This window comes from Agromyces albus (assembly GCF_030815405.1).
Taxonomy (GTDB): Bacteria; Actinomycetota; Actinomycetes; order Actinomycetales; family Microbacteriaceae; genus Agromyces; species Agromyces albus_A.
Map to the genome: position 1 here is coordinate 1,386,367 of NZ_JAUSWX010000001.1, position 14,784 is coordinate 1,401,150.

The following is a 14,784-nucleotide window of genomic DNA, read 5'->3' on the forward strand; positions in this document are numbered from 1 at the left end:
GCGTTACGGCCGGGTGGGCTCGTCGTCGGCGGCGTTCGGCGCGACGGGCTTCTCGTCGGTGGCGACGTCGACGGGCTCAGGTGCCTCGGGTGCGGCAGCTTCTGCGGTCTCGACGTACGCGGGCGATGCGACCTCGACGACCTCGGGCTCCTCGATGTCATCGAGGCTCGAGTCGGCGAATGCCGGGGGCTGGGTGGCGGCTGCGACAGCCGCGGCGCTCACGACCGCAGCGGCGCGGTTGCGTGCGTGTGTCGCGAGTGCGATGAACACCCCGATGACGCCGGCGGTGAGCAGCATGCCGCCGACCGTGCTCTGCGTCTGCAGGTTGAGGTATTCGAGGTAGTCGTCGCCCTGCTCGTTGTAGAAGTCGGCCTGGGCGGCATTTCCGCCGACGAGCAGCCAGAACCCGAGCCCGGCGACCGCGATGGCGGCGACCCACAGCACGATGAGCGGGATGTTCAGGGCGGGGCGTCGCGTGGTGGCGTTCGACAAGGTTCCTCCAGAGGATCGGTCCTGCGCAGCGTGCGCGCTGGATCGGTTGGCGTACGGCCGGATCGGCCTCAGCGAGCCTATGGCCGAAAGCTATGGATGGGGTTGGTATTTCCGATGTGTCCGCTACATGAGCCGCTTCATCCGATCCCCGGCAGATGCCGGATGTTCGACCGTGCAATCTTCACGGCCTCGGCGGCGCCGCCGTGCAACACGGTCTTCGACATCCCAAGTGTGAAGCCCTTCACCTGCTCGCCCGTGATCGCCGGAGGCAACGAGAGGGCGCGAGGGTCGGTGACGATGTCGACGAGAGCGGGGCCGTCGTGTGCGAACGCGGCGGCGACGGCATCCTCGAGTCGTCTGGGATCCTCGACGCGTTCGGCGTGGAAGCCCATCGCCCTCGCGACCGCGCCGTAGTCGACGGCGGGCACGTCGACGCCGAACGACGGGAAGCCGTCGACGAGCATCTCGAGTCTCACCATCCCCAGCGTCGAGTTGTTGAACACGAATACCTTGATGGGCAACTCGTACATCACCGCGGTGATGAGCTCGCCGAGCAGCATCGAGAGTCCGCCGTCGCCGGCGATCGCGACCACTTGGCGGCCGGGGTAGGCGACCTGCGCGCCGAGCGCGTGGGGGAGTGCATTCGCCATCGTGCCGTGCAGGAACGAGCCGATGATGCGGCGATCGGCCGTGGGCGTGATGTAGCGCGCCTGCCACACCGTTCCCATTCCGGTGTCGGCGGTGAAGATCGCGTTGTCTGCGGCTGCGTCGTCGATGACGGTGATGGCGTACTCGGGATGGATCGGCGTGACGGTCGCGACATCCGTGTAGGTGTCGGTGACGGTGTCGAGGAGCTTCTCCTGCTTCTTCAGCGTGCGATCGAGGAAGGTGCGGCTCGTCTTCGGCGTCACGAGCTCGGTGAGGAGGGCGAGCGTGGCACGAACATCGCCATGCACGGGGTGCGCGACGCTCGCGCGGCGGCCGAGGTGCGAGGCATCCGTGTCGATCTGGGCGATGACGACCTTGTCGGCGTCGGGCAGGAATTGCTCGTAGGGGAAGTCGGTGCCGATGAGGAGCAGCAGGTCGGCGTCATGGATGCCCGCGTGCGCGGCGCCGTAGCCGAGGAGGCCGGTCATGCCGACGTCGAACGGGTTGTCGTATTGGATCCACTGCTTGCCGCGCAGCGAATGCCCGATCGGGGCTTTGACGAGTTCGGCAAAGGCGATGACCTCGTTGTGGGCGCCCTCGACGCCGGCGCCCGCGAAGATCGCGACGGTGTCGGCATCGTCGATCGCCGTGGCGAGGGCGCGAACGTCGGCTTCGTCGGGCACGAGCGTCGGCGGCCCGGTCGCGACCAGGGCCGGGAACGAAGCGGATGCCTCGAGCTCGCCGACATCGCCCGGGATCACGACCACCGCCACGCCGGGCCCGGCGATCGCGTGCCGGAGCGCGGAGTTCACGACCCGCGGCGACTGTGCCGCCGTCGCGATCTGCTCGCAGTAATTGGAACATTCGACGAACAGACGATCGGGGTGCGTCGCCTGGAAGTAGCCGGCCCCGATCTCAGTGCTCTGGATGTGGGCCGCGATCGCGAGCACTGGCGCTCCCGAGCGATGCGCGTCGTACAGGCCGTTGATGAGATGCAGGTTGCCGGGACCGGCGGTGCCGGCGCACACCGCGAGCGTGCCCGTGAGTTGCGCGTCGGCGGCGGCCATGAACGCGGCGGACTCCTCGTGCCGCACGTGGATCCAGTCGATGCCGCCCTCCTTCGACCCGCCGCTGCGCCGAACCGCGTCGACGATGGGATTGAGCGAGTCGCCGACGATGCCGTAGATGCGACGGACCCCGGCATCGATGAGCTGCTCGACGAGTTGGTCGGCGATCGTGTGTGCCACGGTGTGTCCCCTCCGTGCGGTGCCTCTCCTCCAGTCTTCCCCTTCGATCGCCCGCGGTCGAGGGGCTGCGGGTGCATGAGCACCACTGCGGATGCCGCTATGATGGTCAAGTTGTCTTCCGAGAAATCGGATGGCATCGGGCTGTGGCGCAGCTTGGTAGCGCACTTGACTGGGGGTCAAGGGGTCGCAGGTTCAAATCCTGTCAGCCCGACCAGAGAAGCCCCGGTAGATCGAAAGATCCGCCGGGGCTTTCTTCATGCCGAGAGTCAAAACCGGGCGGAAAGTTCGCGGGGAACAGGGTGTCGGGATCCCGTCTGCAGGTGCTGGTCACGGCGATACGCTGGCGGCATGAGTGAGGTGCGACAACGGCAAGTTCTGGCAATCGTCTTGCTGGCGGGTGTTGCCCTCGTGATCGTGGCTTCCATCTTGTACAACGTGCTCGATCTCCGGGAGCCATGGGTTATCGCTGTCTTGGCCGTCGGGGGTCCGCTGTGGGTGGTGCTCGGAGTCTCCATTGACGTGAGCAGCCATCGTCAGGCGGCGAAAGCAGCCCGCATCCGCCGCGGCCTTCGAACCGACTTCCCTCATCTCGACTAGGGGTCCTGTCTGCGGGGCGCGATTCCAGTGGCGGACACCTGAATTCGAATGTATGTTCGAATCAGCAAGGAGCGCCATTGGACCGCAAACCCATCCGTTACGACGCCGACACTTGGCTCTGCATCCGGAACGATCCAGCCCACCCCAAGGCGATCATCCGCCGATTCAGGGATGTGAAGCGTGGCGACGTCTACCTCGTCATCAAGTGGGACGTCGACCCCGCGAAGCAGGTCTTGATGGCTTCCGCCACAACGCTCGAGCGAGCCAACGAACTCGTCCACTACGACCCCACTCCGACGGGCCGGGAGAGGTTCGCCGGATACCCCGACTTCGCGGGTGAGGCGCGAGGCAAGCAGTAGATGCCGCGCCTATCATCGGCAAGGTGAGCGACACCCGAGATCGCCGTCCAGAGTTGCCGGAGGCATCCGAGCTGCTCCGCTGCCCGAACTGCGGACAGGATCGCGCGCGAGGCGTCGACCACCGGTGCGCGGCACCTGGGCTCATCGAGCTCTCGCCGGAAGCTCTCCTCGTCGTCGAGGCGGTCCGCTCGGTCGGCGACGAGCTGGTCGTCGTCGGTGGTGCGGTTCGCGACCGACTCCTCGGACGAGAGCCCACAGATGTCGACTTCGAGATCGCGCCGGCGAGCCGGGATCGGCTTCGAGCCGCGTTGACGGAGGTCGGGTATGTCGGCACGCGTGGCGCCAGCTATGAGCTCATGGTGGTGGCCGTGCACGGAAGGGAGTTCGAGCTCTCCATCGTCGATCCGGAGCTGGATGCCGCGGGTCGATTCGGACGCCGTGACTTCACGCTGAACGCGATCGGCTGGTCACCGGCTACCGAGGAGCTCATCGACCCATGGGCGGGAGCGGTCGATCTGGAAGAAGGTGTGCTGCGTCACACCACGCCGCAGAGCCTCGGCACCGACCCCCTGCGAGTGCTCAGAGGCGTGCGCTTCGCGGGAACACACGGATTTCGGTTCCACGCCGACACGGCCGTCATCGCCCAGTCCCTTCGAGACGAGTGGGACTCGCTGCCAACCGATCGAATCTGGGCCGAGTGGCGCCGGCTTGGCCGGACGGCAACGGACTGGCCCGCGGCGCTCCGAGCGCTCGACGACACCGCGTGGACGACGCTGTTCCCCGAGCTGGAGACGATTCACGACACCCCGCAGGATCCGTCGTGGCATCCGGAGGGAACGGTATGGGCGCACACCGCGCTCGCCGCAGCTGCCGCGGCCGAGATCTGCAGCACCAGCGGAATCACGGGCGTCGACCGGGACGTGGTCGTGCTCGGCGCACTCGTGCATGATCTCGGGAAAGCCGAGTGCACTGTGGTGGAACCTGATGGTCGCATCACCTCACGAGGTCACGCGGATGCCGGAGTGGCCCCGGCCGAATCGTTCCTGAAACGCATCGGCGCACCGGCTTCGGTTCGCGACCGCGTGCTGCCGATCGTCCGCGAGCACATGGCCCACACGATCGACCAGCCCACACGTGCTGCCGTACGCCGACTCGTGCGGCGGCTGCATCCGGCCACCCTCCAGGACTGGATCCCCGTCGTCTCGGCCGACGTCGGCGGACGCGGAGCGGCGTCGCAGCCGTTCGATGCTCATCGATGGGAGGCGCTCGCCGCCGACACCGGGCAGCTGCCGGCGAAGCCGCTGCTCCGCGGCGAGCACCTGGTCGCGCTCGGTCTCGAGCCCGGTCCGCGGTTCGGCGAGCTCATCCGTGAATCGCTCGAGGCGCAGGACGACGGCGTGTTCGACGATGAGGCGGGGGCCGCAGCTTGGGCCGCTGAGCGGCTCGAGCTCGGAGGATGATCCAAGCGTCTTCCCAGGCCAGTGCCGCGCGGTCGCCGCGAGCGTAGAATCGCCTCGTCGGGGGAGGCCCCATCATGGAGCTCGAGGTTTCGACGATCATCGAACGTTCGGCCGCGGCCGTCTGGGACTTCTACGCCGTGCACCACGTGGAGAACCATCCGCGCTGGGATCCCGACATGTCGCTCGAGCAGGTGACGAGCGGTCCGATCGGCGTCGGCACCGTTCTCAAGCGGCGCTACGTCCGCTTCGGAGTGCTGGTCGAGGGAACCATGGAGATCGTCGAATTCGACCCTCTGCGTGCGATGGGCGCGAAGATCCACGACGGACAGACCGAGATGACCGGGCGCGCGACCCTCATCCCCGAAGGGCCGAACCGTACTCGACTGTCGACTCACGTGGACATTCATGGCGCGGACCAGTCGATGGCCGAGAAGATCACGCCGCTCGTCCAGCAGAGTTATGACACCATCAAGCGGCTCGTCGAGTCCGAGTACGAGCCCGGTTCCTGACCCGAGCACGCTCCGACTCAGCCAGCCAGCGTCGCCGCCGCGGGCGCCGCACGGCAGAATCGCGGTATGGGGTTTTCGCGTGCTGAGCTCGAGTCCTACCGCGGGGCGAACGTCGGCGACCTCATGCCCGAGCATCCGAAGCTCGTGTTCGTGGGCATCAACCCCGGGCTGTGGACGGCTGCGACGGGAACGCATTTCGCGCACCCCGGCAACCGGTTCTACCCGGCGCTCGCGGCCGCCGGCATCATCCCGCGCGTGCCCGGTTTCTCAACCGGGCTCAGCGAGGAGGAGCGCCGGATGTTCCTCGACGCGGGGATCGGCATCTCCAATCTCGTGCACCGGGCCACGGCGCGCGCCGACGAGCTCGACCGGGTCGAGTTGCGCGAGGGTGCGGCTCGCCTCGCGGATGACGTTGCCCGGTGGCATCCGCGCGTGGTCGCCGTCGTGGGCCTCACCGCCTACCGAATGGGTTTCGATCGACCCAAGGCGCGCGCCGGCCTTCAGGACGAGCGGATCGGCGGTGCGTTGCTGTGGGTGGTGCCGAACCCGAGCGGACTGAACGCCCACGCCACCGTCGCTGATCTCGCGCGGGCATATGCGGAGCCGGCGCGGGCCGCCGGGATCCCGCTTCACCCTCGGTCGACGGATGCGACGCCCGCGCCATCGTCGACCGGGCGGGGGAGTGCCTGATTCACGCCGCGCTCGGCCGCCACCTCACCGAGAATGCGCCGTCGCTGCCATCCGTGACCTCGCAACCGAAACTGCCGCACTCGCGCCGCAGCGTGGCGAGCAGCCAGCGGCGGTCGGCGCCCTCGGCGCGATTGATGCGCAGTTGACGAACCCGGGTCGGCACCAGGTTCAGTTCACGCAGTTGCCCGGTGGCGGCATCGATCATCGGAAAATACATGAGCCCGAGATCATCGCGGAACTCGTCGTGGCCCGAGATGCCTTCGTAGTCGTTGAGGAAATCGCCGCACCCGTAGAGGATCAACCGCTCCCGATAGACCTCGATCGCCTTTGCGTGATGCGAGGAGTGGCCGTAGACGACGTCGACGCCGGCGGAGTCGATCAGGCCGCGGGCGAAGGCGCGTTGCTCGGGCGAGATCTCGTAGCCCCAATTGCCGCCCCAGTGCAGTGAGAAGACCACCACGTCATGGGATCGCCGGTGGCGTTGCACCTCTGCGGCGATCTGCGCGACGGTCGTCGCCGAAAGGTCGGGCAGGCGGTGCACGCCGGACCGATCCGCACCCGCCGCCCAGCTCTCGGGCACTCCGCTGTCGTCGGTCGCGGCGGCGAACACGAGCACACGCGCCTCGCCGGCCAACGGCAGGATCGCGGGCGCCCGCGCAGAAGCCAGGTCCGCACCGGCACCGGCGACCTCGATCCGAGCACGCCGTAAGGTTCCGAGGGTCTCCACGAGCCCTTCGCGTCCCCAGTCGATCACGTGGTTGTTGGCCAGCACGCAGCAGTCGACGCCGGCGGCGGCGATGCACGGCACGTTGTCGGGGTGCATGCGATAGTGGATGCCCTTCGGCCAGGGGCGGTCGCTGCGAGTGATGCTGGTTTCCAGATTGATGATGCGCACGGCCGGACGCCGCTGCTCCAGCTCGGCCAGGGCATCGCCCCAGACATAGGGGAACGCCACCGGCCGCGCGATCCCGCCCGATGCGCGCTCGGCCAACGCCACGTACTCCACGGCGTTCCGCATATACGACTCGTGCAGCGTCGGTTCGGAGGGGTTCGGCAGGATCTGGTCGAGGCCGCGTCCGAGCATGACATCGCCGCACAGGAACAGCGTGACGGGAGGGGGAAGGCTCCGACCGCCCTCGCATGCGGCGATTCTAACCGCTTACTCTCGTGGGCGGATCGTGAGCACGAGCTCATCCGCCACACCGGTATTGAAACTATCGATAGTGGTACTATCAGTAGGTGAAGATCTCCGAGGTCAGCCGGCGAACCGGCGTCACCGCCACGACGATGAAGTACTACCTTCGCGAAGGACTCGTTCACAGCGGTGAGCGAGTGGGGAGCAACCAGACCGCCTACGACGAGACGCACGTGCGTCGGGTCAAGCTGGTGAGGGCGCTGATCGAGACGGGCGGATTGTCGATAGCCGACACGAAGCACGTGCTCGCCACGCTCGATTCGGACGACACCTCCCTGGCCCACACCTTCGAGGCAGCCCAGCACGCGCTCGGCGTCGGTGGCGCTTCGAGCAGCACGGCACAGCCGGAAGCACGCCATCGGGTCGCAGCTCTGGCCACCGGGCACGGCTGGAGGACGACCGCCGAGAACCCCGGCTTCGACGTCGCCGCGCGAGCCCTCGACGCCTTCTCGACGATCGGCTTCGCGCCATCCGATGAGTTCCTCGATGCCTACGCTTCGGCGGCGACGACCATCGCCCGAGCCGACCTGATGGCACTGACGACCCGCGATCGCCCCGAGCTCGTCGCCGAACTCATGGTGGTCGGAACAGTGCTCGGCGATGCGCTCATCGCCGGGCTCCGACGGCTGGCGCAGGAGAACGAGACGGCGGAGCTCTTTCCCGTGCACACCACGATCCACGACGAGAAGGATGCGAAATGACCAACCATGTAGTGCTCGGAGGAAATGGCGTCATCGGTCGCGAGACGATTTCGGCGCTCCTGGCTCGAGGCCACTCCGTCTCGTCGGTCGGCCGCTCGGCGTCGGTGTCGGCCGGGGCGACGTCCGTCGTCGCTGATCTCCTCGACGCGGCATCCGTCATGAATGCCGTGGAAGGTGCTGAGGTCGCCTACCTCACGGTCGGTGTCTCGTATTCGACCAAGGTCTGGCGTCGCGACTGGCCGACGATCATGCAGAACACCATCGATGCGTGTCTCGCGCACGGCACGCGGCTCGTGTATTTCGACAACGTCTATGCCTACGGCAGAACGGATGCGCCGATGACCGAATCGACGCCGATCCGGCCCTCCAGCAAGAAGGGCGTCCTGCGCGCGTCACTGCTCGCCGCGCTCGGCACCGCCGCCCGGGAACGCGGGCTCGATTACACGGTCGGGCGCAGCGCCGACTTCTACGGGCCGGATGCGGCGACGAGCGCGTTCAACACCTTCGCCCTCGACAACGTCGCGAAGGGAAAGCCGCCGATCTGGCTCTTCGACTCGCATCAGCCGCACTCGATGACCTACACGCCCGACATCGGCGAAGCCCTCGCGGTGCTCGGCACCGACGAGCGCGCCCGCGGGCGCGCCTGGCACCTGCCGACCGCGGCGCCTGCCCTGTCCGGCGCCGACTACCTCGAGCTCGCGACGGGCGGCAAGCTCGCCCACAAGACGATGTCGGCGACCATGATGCGAGTGGGTGCGCTGTTCATCTCGGAGGCGCGCGAGTCGCTCGAGATGGCATACCAGTACACGGCCCCGTACGTGTTCGATTCGAGCGCGTTCGAGTCGACGTTCGGGATCGCCGCGACGCCCTATCGCGAGGGGATCGCCGCAGCTCAGGAGCGCGCGGGTGTACTGAGCCGATAGGTGCGGCCGCGGCGGTCGGCGAGGATGATCGAGGGATGCCGACGTCCCTCGTGATCCTCGCCGACACGCACGTGCCCAAACGCGCCCGCGGCCTTCCGCCTGCCCTCTGGGCCGCGATCGAGGCAGCCGACCTCGTCATCCATGCGGGTGACTGGGTCGACGTGAGCCTCCTCGACGAGATCGAGGCACGTGCAACGCGACTCGTCGGCGTCGTGGGCAACAACGACGGCGCCGCACTCCGCGCCCGCTTGCCTGAGCTCGCCGCCGAACTCGTCGACGGCCTGCGTTTCGCCGTCGTGCACGAGACCGGCCAGGCGGACGGCCGCGAACGCCGCATGGACGCCGCGTTCCCCGACACCGACGTGCTCGTCTTCGGGCACAGCCACATCCCATGGGACGCTGTCTCGCCAGCCGGCATGCGGCTGCTGAATCCGGGATCGCCCACGGATCGCCGGCGCCAGCCCACGGGTACGTTCATGACTGCGGTCGCCGATGACGGCCGCCTTCGCGAATTGCAGCTCGTCGCGGTCGGCCCACGTGGCGAGAGCCTGAGCGGGCATAGCATCGAGTCGTGAGCCTCGCCCCCGCGTCCCTGCCCTTCGTCGACGAGCACTCGGTGGCGATCGAGGCCGACCGCGAGGCCAGCTGGGTCTCACTGCAGCGGGTGCTCGAGGCGACGGGCTCGTCGGGGTTCGCCCGATATGCGCGCCTGATCCGCGCCGTCGACACCGCGGCATCCGGACCTCGACCGCTGTCAGCGGGCTCTGCGTTCCCCGGCTTCCACGTCGTGACCGCCGACGAACCGCAGCACCTCGCGCTCGCCGGCCGCCATTCCTTCTCCGACTACGCGCTGATCTTCCACCTCGACGAGGTCGCCCCGGGCCGCACCGTCCTTCGTGCAGAGACCCGTGCCGAATTCCCGGGGGTGCACGGCGCCATCTATCGGATGCTGGTGATCCGCAGTCGTGCGCACGTGCTCGCCACCCGGCGCATCCTGTCGGCGGTCAAGCGCACTGCCGAGCAACACCGCCCCCTGCGATAACGGACGCCTGAGTCATCGCGGCTCGACGACTCGTCAATAGGCCGCACCCGCGAGAGAGCCGACGACCGCATCATCCGGGTACCAGACCACGCATGAGATTCGGCGATCCCCGTCGAGCCATGCCTTCTCGGTCGGCCAGAGCGAGTAGAGCTCCAGGATCGACTCCTCATATGGGATCCCGATGAAGTCGGCGAATCGAGCTCGGCACCCTTCATCGGCCGTCTGTTGGAGTGCCGTCTGCCCGGGGTAGTCGGTGTCATCGAGGTCGAAGACGGCATAGACCTCATCGTCGTGGCGCTGGTCGCACGGCACGATCGACTCCGAGAGCTTCGGCTGGTCCTTCCGCACGTCGAAGCACGTGCCCACCGCGGGGTGAAATGGAGCCGGCGCAGAAGGGGAGGCGCTCGGCGTCGTCGCGCCAAGGGCACTCGCCGGCGCCGAGGATGTCGGACGCCCGCCTCCCGTCGCGGGTGATGACGTCGGTGACGTCCGATCACCGGCGGCGATGCATGCGCTCAGCATGGCGACGACCAAGCCGACCGCGAGGATCGCAATGCTTCTGTAGCCAGCCCTTCCCATGGAGTCCGAACCTACTGGACGGATCTGTGTCAGGGCGCGAGCAGACCGCTCGTGGCGGCACGGGCTGCGGTGAAGCGGGCCTGCACATCGGCCCAGTTGACGATCTCCCAGAACGCCTTCACATAGTCGGCACGCACGTTGCGGTAGTCGAGGTAATAGGCGTGCTCCCACACGTCGAGCTGGAGCAGCGGCGTGACGCCGAGCGGCGCGTTGCCCTGCTGGTCGAAGAGCTGGAAGATCACCGGTCGAGCGCCCAGGTCGTCCCACGCGAGCACCGCCCAGCCCGAGCCCTGCACGCCGAGGGCCGTCGCCGTGAAGTGTGCCGGCGTGGTCAGAGGTCTGGGCTGTCGCTGTCGAGGCGGTGGAATCGACGATCGTGGTAGAGCAGCGGCGATGACGGCGGTCCGAGGCTCACATCGAGCACCTCGGCGATGACGAGCGACGAGCTTCCGACCGGAACGATGTGCAGCGGTCGGCAGCGGAGTGCCGCGCGGGCGTCGGAGAGCAGCGGTTCGCCGGTCCCGAGCCGCGCGAATCCCTGTTCCGTCGTGAAGCGCGGTTCGCCCGACCGGGCGAACGCGCGTGCGAGGTCGACATGACGGTCGGCGAGAAAGTGCACGATCATGGTGTCGGCGGCGAGCAGCCGGCCCGCCGACCCGGTGGCGCGCGTCACCGAGAACGACAGGGCCGGCGGATCGACCGCCACCGAGGCCACGCTCGAAGCGGTGAGCCCGACCGGGCCCGATTCCGTCGCCGCGGTGACGAGGGCGACGCCGGCAGGCTGGGCGCGGAACGCGGCCTTGAACGACTCGGCGAGCGCCGTCGATTCGAGCGCCCGCGTGGCATCCGTCATCACTGTCCACCCTGCGGGGGAAGCGCCGCGATGAGCTCGTGATCGCGCGGGATGAGCCCGGTTCGCGCGGCACCGCCGGGGGAGCCGAGGTCATCGAAGAACTCGACGTTGGCCCTGTAGTAGTCGGCCCAGATGTCGGGGAGGTCGTCTTCGTAGTAGATGGCCTCGACGGGGCAGACCGGCTCGCACGCACCGCAGTCCACGCACTCGTCGGGATGGATGTAGAGCGATCGCTCGCCCTCGTAGATGCAATCCACGGGGCACTCGTCGATGCACGCCTTGTCTTTCAGATCCACGCACGGCAGGGCGATCACGTAGGTCACCGGGGGATCACCACACTCGCTGGTCGCATGCCCTCCAACGTAAAACCTCAAGTATGGTTGAAGTCAAAACGGAGGGAAATCGGATGTCGCCTGAGCGCCAGCTCGCCCCCGAGCATGACGCATCGGCACGGCATGCACCCGACGAACTCCTGACGGTCGGCGAGATGAGCCGGCGCACCGGAGTGGCCGCCTCGGCGCTGCGGTTCTACGAGGAGCTCGGCCTCATCGCGTCGATGCGCACGGCCGGCAACCAGCGCCGCTACCCGCGCCACATGCTCCGGCGCGTCTCGCTCATCGCGGTCGCGAAACGGCTCGGCATCCCGCTCACCGATGTGCAGGCCGTGTTCGAATCGGTTCCCCTCGACACGACGCCGAGCCATGCCGACTGGCAGAGGGCCTCGCGCCGCTGGAAGCGACAACTCGAGGAACGCCGTCGCGGCATCGAACGGCTCGAGCGCGAACTCACCGGATGCATCGGCTGCGGATGCCTCTCGATGAAGGCATGCGGGCTGCTCAACCCCGACGACGCCCTCGGCGACGACGGCGTCGGACCGCGGAGGCTGGGGCCGGCCGAGCCGGTGTGACGGCAGGCCCCAGGAGCCTTCTCAATTCTTCAGCGCGTCGAGGCCGGCCTGGTCAGGACGCACGAGCTCGAGGATCTCGGCGTAGTGCGGGTTGTACATGATGCCGAGCACGTTGCCGAACGGGTCGATGACGGATGCCGTGCTGAAGTCGCCGTAGTCGATTCGCGGTTGGTTGAGGGTCGCGCCGAGCGACAGGAGTCGCTCGAGCGAGCCATCGAGGTCGTCGACGTGCCAGAAGATGACCTGACCGGCGGGCTTCTCCGTGGGAGCCGGTCCGTAGGCGGCGTCGACGAGTCCGAGCTCGTCCTGGTAGTCGCCGATTCGGAACTCCCGGTATCCCGGCACCTGGTCGTAGTAGGGCGGCACGCCGAGCAGCTCGGTGTACCAGGTCGTGGCGGCGTCGAGGTCGGCGGCGAAGTAGTTGACGGTGGCGAATCCTCGCAACATGGTGGTTCCCTTTCCTGATGAGTTCGGTCTTCGTGGGTACTGAATCAAGTATCGAACGCATAAGTGCTCACCTCCTGACTACTTTGTTTGCGAGTATTGAACTATGCGCGCCGATCGACTCGTAGCCACCCTCCTGCTCATGCAGGCTCGCGGGAAGGTCACGGCTGCCGAGCTCGCCGAAGAGCTCGAGATCTCCGTCGCGACTGCTCGCCGCGACCTCGAAGCGCTGTCCGCGGCCGGCATCCCCGTCTACCCGCAAGCCGGGCGCGGCGGAGGCTGGCAATTGCTCGGCGGTGCCCGAACCGACCTCAGCGGACTCACCTCGGCCGAGGCGCGTGCGCTGTTCCTGATCGTGGGGCCCGCAGCATCCGTCGCTCCCGAGGCCAAGTCTGCGCTGCGGAAGCTCGTTCGCGCGCTGCCCGACACCTTTCGCGCCGAAGCCGAGGCCGCCGCCGAAGCCGTCGTCATCGACCCGGCGCAATGGGGAAGACCGCCACGAGAACAGCCCGAGATCGTGAAACTGTTGCAGGCGGCGGTCGTGCAGCGCAGACGCGTGCGGCTCCTCTATCGCGGCTGGGATCGCGAGCCCGTCGAACGCCTCGTCGATCCGTGGGGCCTCGTCGAGAAGCACGAGGTCTGGTACCTGCTCGGCGGAGTCGCCGGTGCCGAGCGTACGTATCGCGTGGATCGCATCGTCGAGGCGATCGTCGTCGATGAGGCGGCGCAACGCCCCGCCGACTTCGATCTCGCCGAAGCGTGGGAGCGCGTTATGCATGAGGTGAACGAGCATCGCGAGCGCGCGTCGGCGGTGGTGATCACCGACACCGCGATCCTGCCGTTCCTTCGTGAGCGCTTCGGTGAACGGTCGATGAGCGCGGAATCCGTCGACGAGCACCGCACCCGGATTCGCGTCACCGCCCCGACCGAATCGCTGCTTGCCCGGTCGCTCGCCGGGTGGGCTGACCACCTCGAAGTGGTCGAGCCCGAGTCGGTTCGAGTGGAGCTCAAGCGGCTCGGTTCCGAGCTCGTCAGGCGCAATTGAACAGTGGGAGCGCGTTCACGACGTGCATGACTTTCACAGGGAAAACTGAGGTTCTGTCCAGAAGGCCTCGCCAGACTGGCCACTTCGCCCGGGCGCCCCCGCCCGAGGAACGCCGATCAAGAGTCGCCGGCAGTCCGAATGCCGCGCGACTCGCCCATGTGAAAGTCATGCAGAACCAGATTCCCTCCTCTCAGAACTCAGATCCCACGCCCGAAACGGGCCCCTTGGCCGTTCGTCCCCGTCGTCGCAACTCGCGGCGCGGCTGGCGCGGCGGGCCCCTCATCGCAGCCGGCGCGGTCGTCGCGATCGGCGCCATGGTCGGCACCGGTTTCGCGGTGCAATCCACGGTCGCTGCGCAGAATGAGAGCATCGAGGCGACTGCGGCCCTCACCGCCGCCGGCGACCTCGACGTCGAGCAGCTCGGCTCGCACGCCGGCATCCTCGAGGCTCGCGCAGTGAAACTGGCCGAAGACACGCTCACCGGTGCCGGCGACACGATCGCCGCAGCGCAGGGCAAGACGGATGCCACGCAGCTCGCGTCATCCGTCGCCGCCCTCGACGACTACAAGCTGCTCGCACCCGAGCGGGTGTTCGACCTCGTCGAGACGACGAAGTCGCACACCGCGACGGTGCAGGCCGCACTGGCCGAGGCCGATCGCGTCGCAGCCGAGCAGGCTGCCGCTGCCGCGGCCGCCGCCGCAGCGAAGGCCGCCGCCGAAGCCGCCGCACAGGCCGAGCAAGCGGCAACCGCCGCTCCCTCACGCCCGTCGGCGCCCTCGAACCCGACGGAAGCGCAGGCGATCGCCCGCAGCCTCATGGCGTCGTCCTACGGCTGGGGCGACGACCAGTTCGGCTGCCTCGTGAGCCTCTGGAGCCGCGAGTCCGGCTGGAACGTGTACGCAGAGAACAGCTCGAGCGGTGCCTACGGCATCCCGCAGGCCCTGCCCGGGAGCAAGATGAGCACGGCCGGCGCAGACTGGGCCACGAGCGCCACCACGCAGATCACGTGGGGTCTCGGCTACATCGCGGGTCGCTACGGCACGCCGTGCGGTGCCTGGGACCACTCGGAGTCCGTGGGCTGGTACTGAGTCGC

The 14,784-nt window shown here is 68.0% G+C and carries 19 protein-coding genes, 1 tRNA gene and 1 pseudogene; 13 read left to right on the forward strand and 8 right to left on the reverse strand.

The features are described from left to right. Positions 1–3 precede the first annotated feature (3 nt). Positions 4–492, reverse strand: coding sequence for a hypothetical protein (locus QFZ29_RS06445; RefSeq protein ID WP_306893373.1), 489 nt, complete (start codon positions 490–492; stop codon positions 4–6). 137 nt (positions 493–629) lie between these two features. After that, positions 630–2,387: a pyruvate dehydrogenase gene (locus tag QFZ29_RS06450; RefSeq protein ID WP_306893374.1), complete on the reverse strand. Its 1,758-nt coding sequence runs from the start codon at positions 2,385–2,387 to the stop codon at positions 630–632. Positions 2,388–2,524: 137 nt separating this feature from the next. Between QFZ29_RS06450 and QFZ29_RS06455 the strand changes: the two genes are divergently transcribed. From QFZ29_RS06455 to QFZ29_RS06480, 6 genes are all read left to right on the forward strand, one after another. Next, positions 2,525–2,601: transfer RNA gene (locus tag QFZ29_RS06455), tRNA-Pro, on the forward strand. A gap of 134 nt (positions 2,602–2,735) precedes the next feature. Then, a complete protein-coding gene (locus QFZ29_RS06460; protein WP_306893375.1) occupies positions 2,736–2,984 on the forward strand; it encodes a hypothetical protein in 249 nt (82 codons plus the stop codon). 77 nt (positions 2,985–3,061) lie between these two features. Beyond that, the gene (locus QFZ29_RS06465) at positions 3,062–3,343 is read left to right on the forward strand and encodes a hypothetical protein (RefSeq protein ID WP_306893376.1); all 282 of its coding nucleotides are present in this window, start codon (positions 3,062–3,064) and stop codon (positions 3,341–3,343) included. 23 nt (positions 3,344–3,366) lie between these two features. Then, positions 3,367–4,803: an HDIG domain-containing metalloprotein gene (locus QFZ29_RS06470; RefSeq protein WP_306893377.1), complete on the forward strand. Its 1,437-nt coding sequence runs from the start codon at positions 3,367–3,369 to the stop codon at positions 4,801–4,803. Positions 4,804–4,877: 74 nt separating this feature from the next. Beyond that, on the forward strand, positions 4,878–5,312 hold the full coding sequence (locus QFZ29_RS06475) for an SRPBCC family protein (RefSeq protein ID WP_306893378.1): 435 nt from the start codon (positions 4,878–4,880) through the stop codon (positions 5,310–5,312). Between the two features lie 66 nt (positions 5,313–5,378). Continuing rightward, entirely contained in the window at positions 5,379–6,002 is a 624-nt protein-coding gene (locus QFZ29_RS06480; RefSeq protein ID WP_306893379.1) for a mismatch-specific DNA-glycosylase, read from the forward strand. 1 nt (position 6,003) lies between these two features. On the opposite strand, the gene QFZ29_RS06485 is transcribed toward QFZ29_RS06480, so the two are convergent. Continuing rightward, on the reverse strand, positions 6,004–7,152 hold the full coding sequence (locus tag QFZ29_RS06485) for a CapA family protein (protein WP_306896636.1): 1,149 nt from the start codon (positions 7,150–7,152) through the stop codon (positions 6,004–6,006). Between the two features lie 89 nt (positions 7,153–7,241). Between QFZ29_RS06485 and QFZ29_RS06490 the strand changes: the two genes are divergently transcribed. The 4 genes from QFZ29_RS06490 to QFZ29_RS06505 are packed head-to-tail and all read left to right on the forward strand — an operon-like array spanning position 7,242 to position 9,863. Then, positions 7,242–7,898, forward strand: coding sequence for a MerR family transcriptional regulator (locus tag QFZ29_RS06490; RefSeq protein ID WP_306893380.1), 657 nt, complete (start codon positions 7,242–7,244; stop codon positions 7,896–7,898). Then, entirely contained in the window at positions 7,895–8,821 is a 927-nt protein-coding gene (locus QFZ29_RS06495; RefSeq protein ID WP_306893381.1) for an NAD-dependent epimerase/dehydratase family protein, read from the forward strand. Before QFZ29_RS06490 ends, QFZ29_RS06495 begins: the two co-directional genes overlap by 4 nt. Before the next feature lie 35 nt (positions 8,822–8,856). Beyond that, positions 8,857–9,396 carry a metallophosphoesterase family protein gene (locus QFZ29_RS06500; protein ID WP_306893382.1) on the forward strand — a complete coding sequence of 180 codons (540 nt, stop codon included), beginning with the start codon at positions 8,857–8,859 and terminating at the stop codon, positions 9,394–9,396. Beyond that, complete coding sequence (locus tag QFZ29_RS06505) at positions 9,393–9,863, forward strand: hypothetical protein (RefSeq protein WP_306893383.1); 471 nt, start codon at positions 9,393–9,395, stop codon at positions 9,861–9,863. Before QFZ29_RS06500 ends, QFZ29_RS06505 begins: the two co-directional genes overlap by 4 nt. Before the next feature lie 33 nt (positions 9,864–9,896). On the opposite strand, the gene QFZ29_RS06510 is transcribed toward QFZ29_RS06505, so the two are convergent. The 4 genes and pseudogenes from QFZ29_RS06510 to fdxA all read right to left on the reverse strand — a co-directional run bounded on the left by QFZ29_RS06510 (position 9,897) and on the right by fdxA (position 11,618). Beyond that, entirely contained in the window at positions 9,897–10,229 is a 333-nt protein-coding gene (locus QFZ29_RS06510) for a septum formation family protein (protein WP_306893384.1), read from the reverse strand. Between the two features lie 242 nt (positions 10,230–10,471). Then, positions 10,472–10,765: pseudogene (locus QFZ29_RS06515) on the reverse strand (superoxide dismutase); the annotation flags it as partial. Positions 10,766–10,773: 8 nt separating this feature from the next. Beyond that, positions 10,774–11,295 carry a flavin reductase family protein gene (locus QFZ29_RS06520; protein WP_306893385.1) on the reverse strand — a complete coding sequence of 174 codons (522 nt, stop codon included), beginning with the start codon at positions 11,293–11,295 and terminating at the stop codon, positions 10,774–10,776. Next, a complete protein-coding gene (fdxA, locus tag QFZ29_RS06525; RefSeq protein ID WP_306893386.1) occupies positions 11,295–11,618 on the reverse strand; it encodes a ferredoxin in 324 nt (107 codons plus the stop codon). The genes QFZ29_RS06520 and fdxA overlap by 1 nt, the downstream gene beginning before the upstream one ends. 83 nt (positions 11,619–11,701) lie before the next feature. On the opposite strand from fdxA, the gene soxR reads away from it, so the two are divergent. After that, positions 11,702–12,202 carry a redox-sensitive transcriptional activator SoxR gene (soxR, locus tag QFZ29_RS06530; protein ID WP_306893387.1) on the forward strand — a complete coding sequence of 167 codons (501 nt, stop codon included), beginning with the start codon at positions 11,702–11,704 and terminating at the stop codon, positions 12,200–12,202. 21 nt (positions 12,203–12,223) lie between these two features. Here soxR and QFZ29_RS06535 read toward each other — a convergent pair whose 3' ends face one another. Continuing rightward, positions 12,224–12,649, reverse strand: a complete 426-nt coding sequence (locus QFZ29_RS06535; RefSeq protein WP_306893388.1) for a VOC family protein — start codon at positions 12,647–12,649, stop codon at positions 12,224–12,226. Between the two features lie 103 nt (positions 12,650–12,752). Here QFZ29_RS06535 and QFZ29_RS06540 point away from each other — a divergent pair, with 103 nt between their 5' ends. Then, positions 12,753–13,691, forward strand: coding sequence for a helix-turn-helix transcriptional regulator (locus tag QFZ29_RS06540; RefSeq protein ID WP_306893389.1), 939 nt, complete (start codon positions 12,753–12,755; stop codon positions 13,689–13,691). Positions 13,692–13,915: 224 nt separating this feature from the next. After that, positions 13,916–14,779 (forward strand): hypothetical protein, encoded by an 864-nt coding sequence (locus QFZ29_RS06545; RefSeq protein WP_306893390.1) that lies wholly within the window; start codon positions 13,916–13,918, stop codon positions 14,777–14,779. The last annotated feature ends 5 nt before the right edge of the window (positions 14,780–14,784 follow it).

Bases quoted from the DNA above. Each gene is read 5' to 3' on its own strand.
- QFZ29_RS06495 (WP_306893381.1), top strand. From the start codon at position 7,895: ATGACCAACCATGTAGTGCTCGGAGGAAATGGCGTCATCGGTCGCGAG.
- QFZ29_RS06460 (WP_306893375.1), top strand. From the start codon at position 2,736: ATGAGTGAGGTGCGACAACGGCAAGTTCTGGCAATCGTCTTGCTGGCG.
- QFZ29_RS06520 (WP_306893385.1), bottom strand. From the start codon at position 11,295: ATGACGGATGCCACGCGGGCGCTCGAATCGACGGCGCTCGCCGAGTCG.
- QFZ29_RS06500 (WP_306893382.1), top strand. From the start codon at position 8,857: ATGCCGACGTCCCTCGTGATCCTCGCCGACACGCACGTGCCCAAACGC.
- QFZ29_RS06480 (WP_306893379.1), top strand. From the start codon at position 5,379: ATGGGGTTTTCGCGTGCTGAGCTCGAGTCCTACCGCGGGGCGAACGTC.
- QFZ29_RS06540 (WP_306893389.1), top strand. From the start codon at position 12,753: ATGCGCGCCGATCGACTCGTAGCCACCCTCCTGCTCATGCAGGCTCGC.
- QFZ29_RS06535 (WP_306893388.1), bottom strand. From the start codon at position 12,649: ATGTTGCGAGGATTCGCCACCGTCAACTACTTCGCCGCCGACCTCGAC.
- QFZ29_RS06475 (WP_306893378.1), top strand. From the start codon at position 4,878: ATGGAGCTCGAGGTTTCGACGATCATCGAACGTTCGGCCGCGGCCGTC.
- soxR (WP_306893387.1), top strand. From the start codon at position 11,702: ATGTCGCCTGAGCGCCAGCTCGCCCCCGAGCATGACGCATCGGCACGG.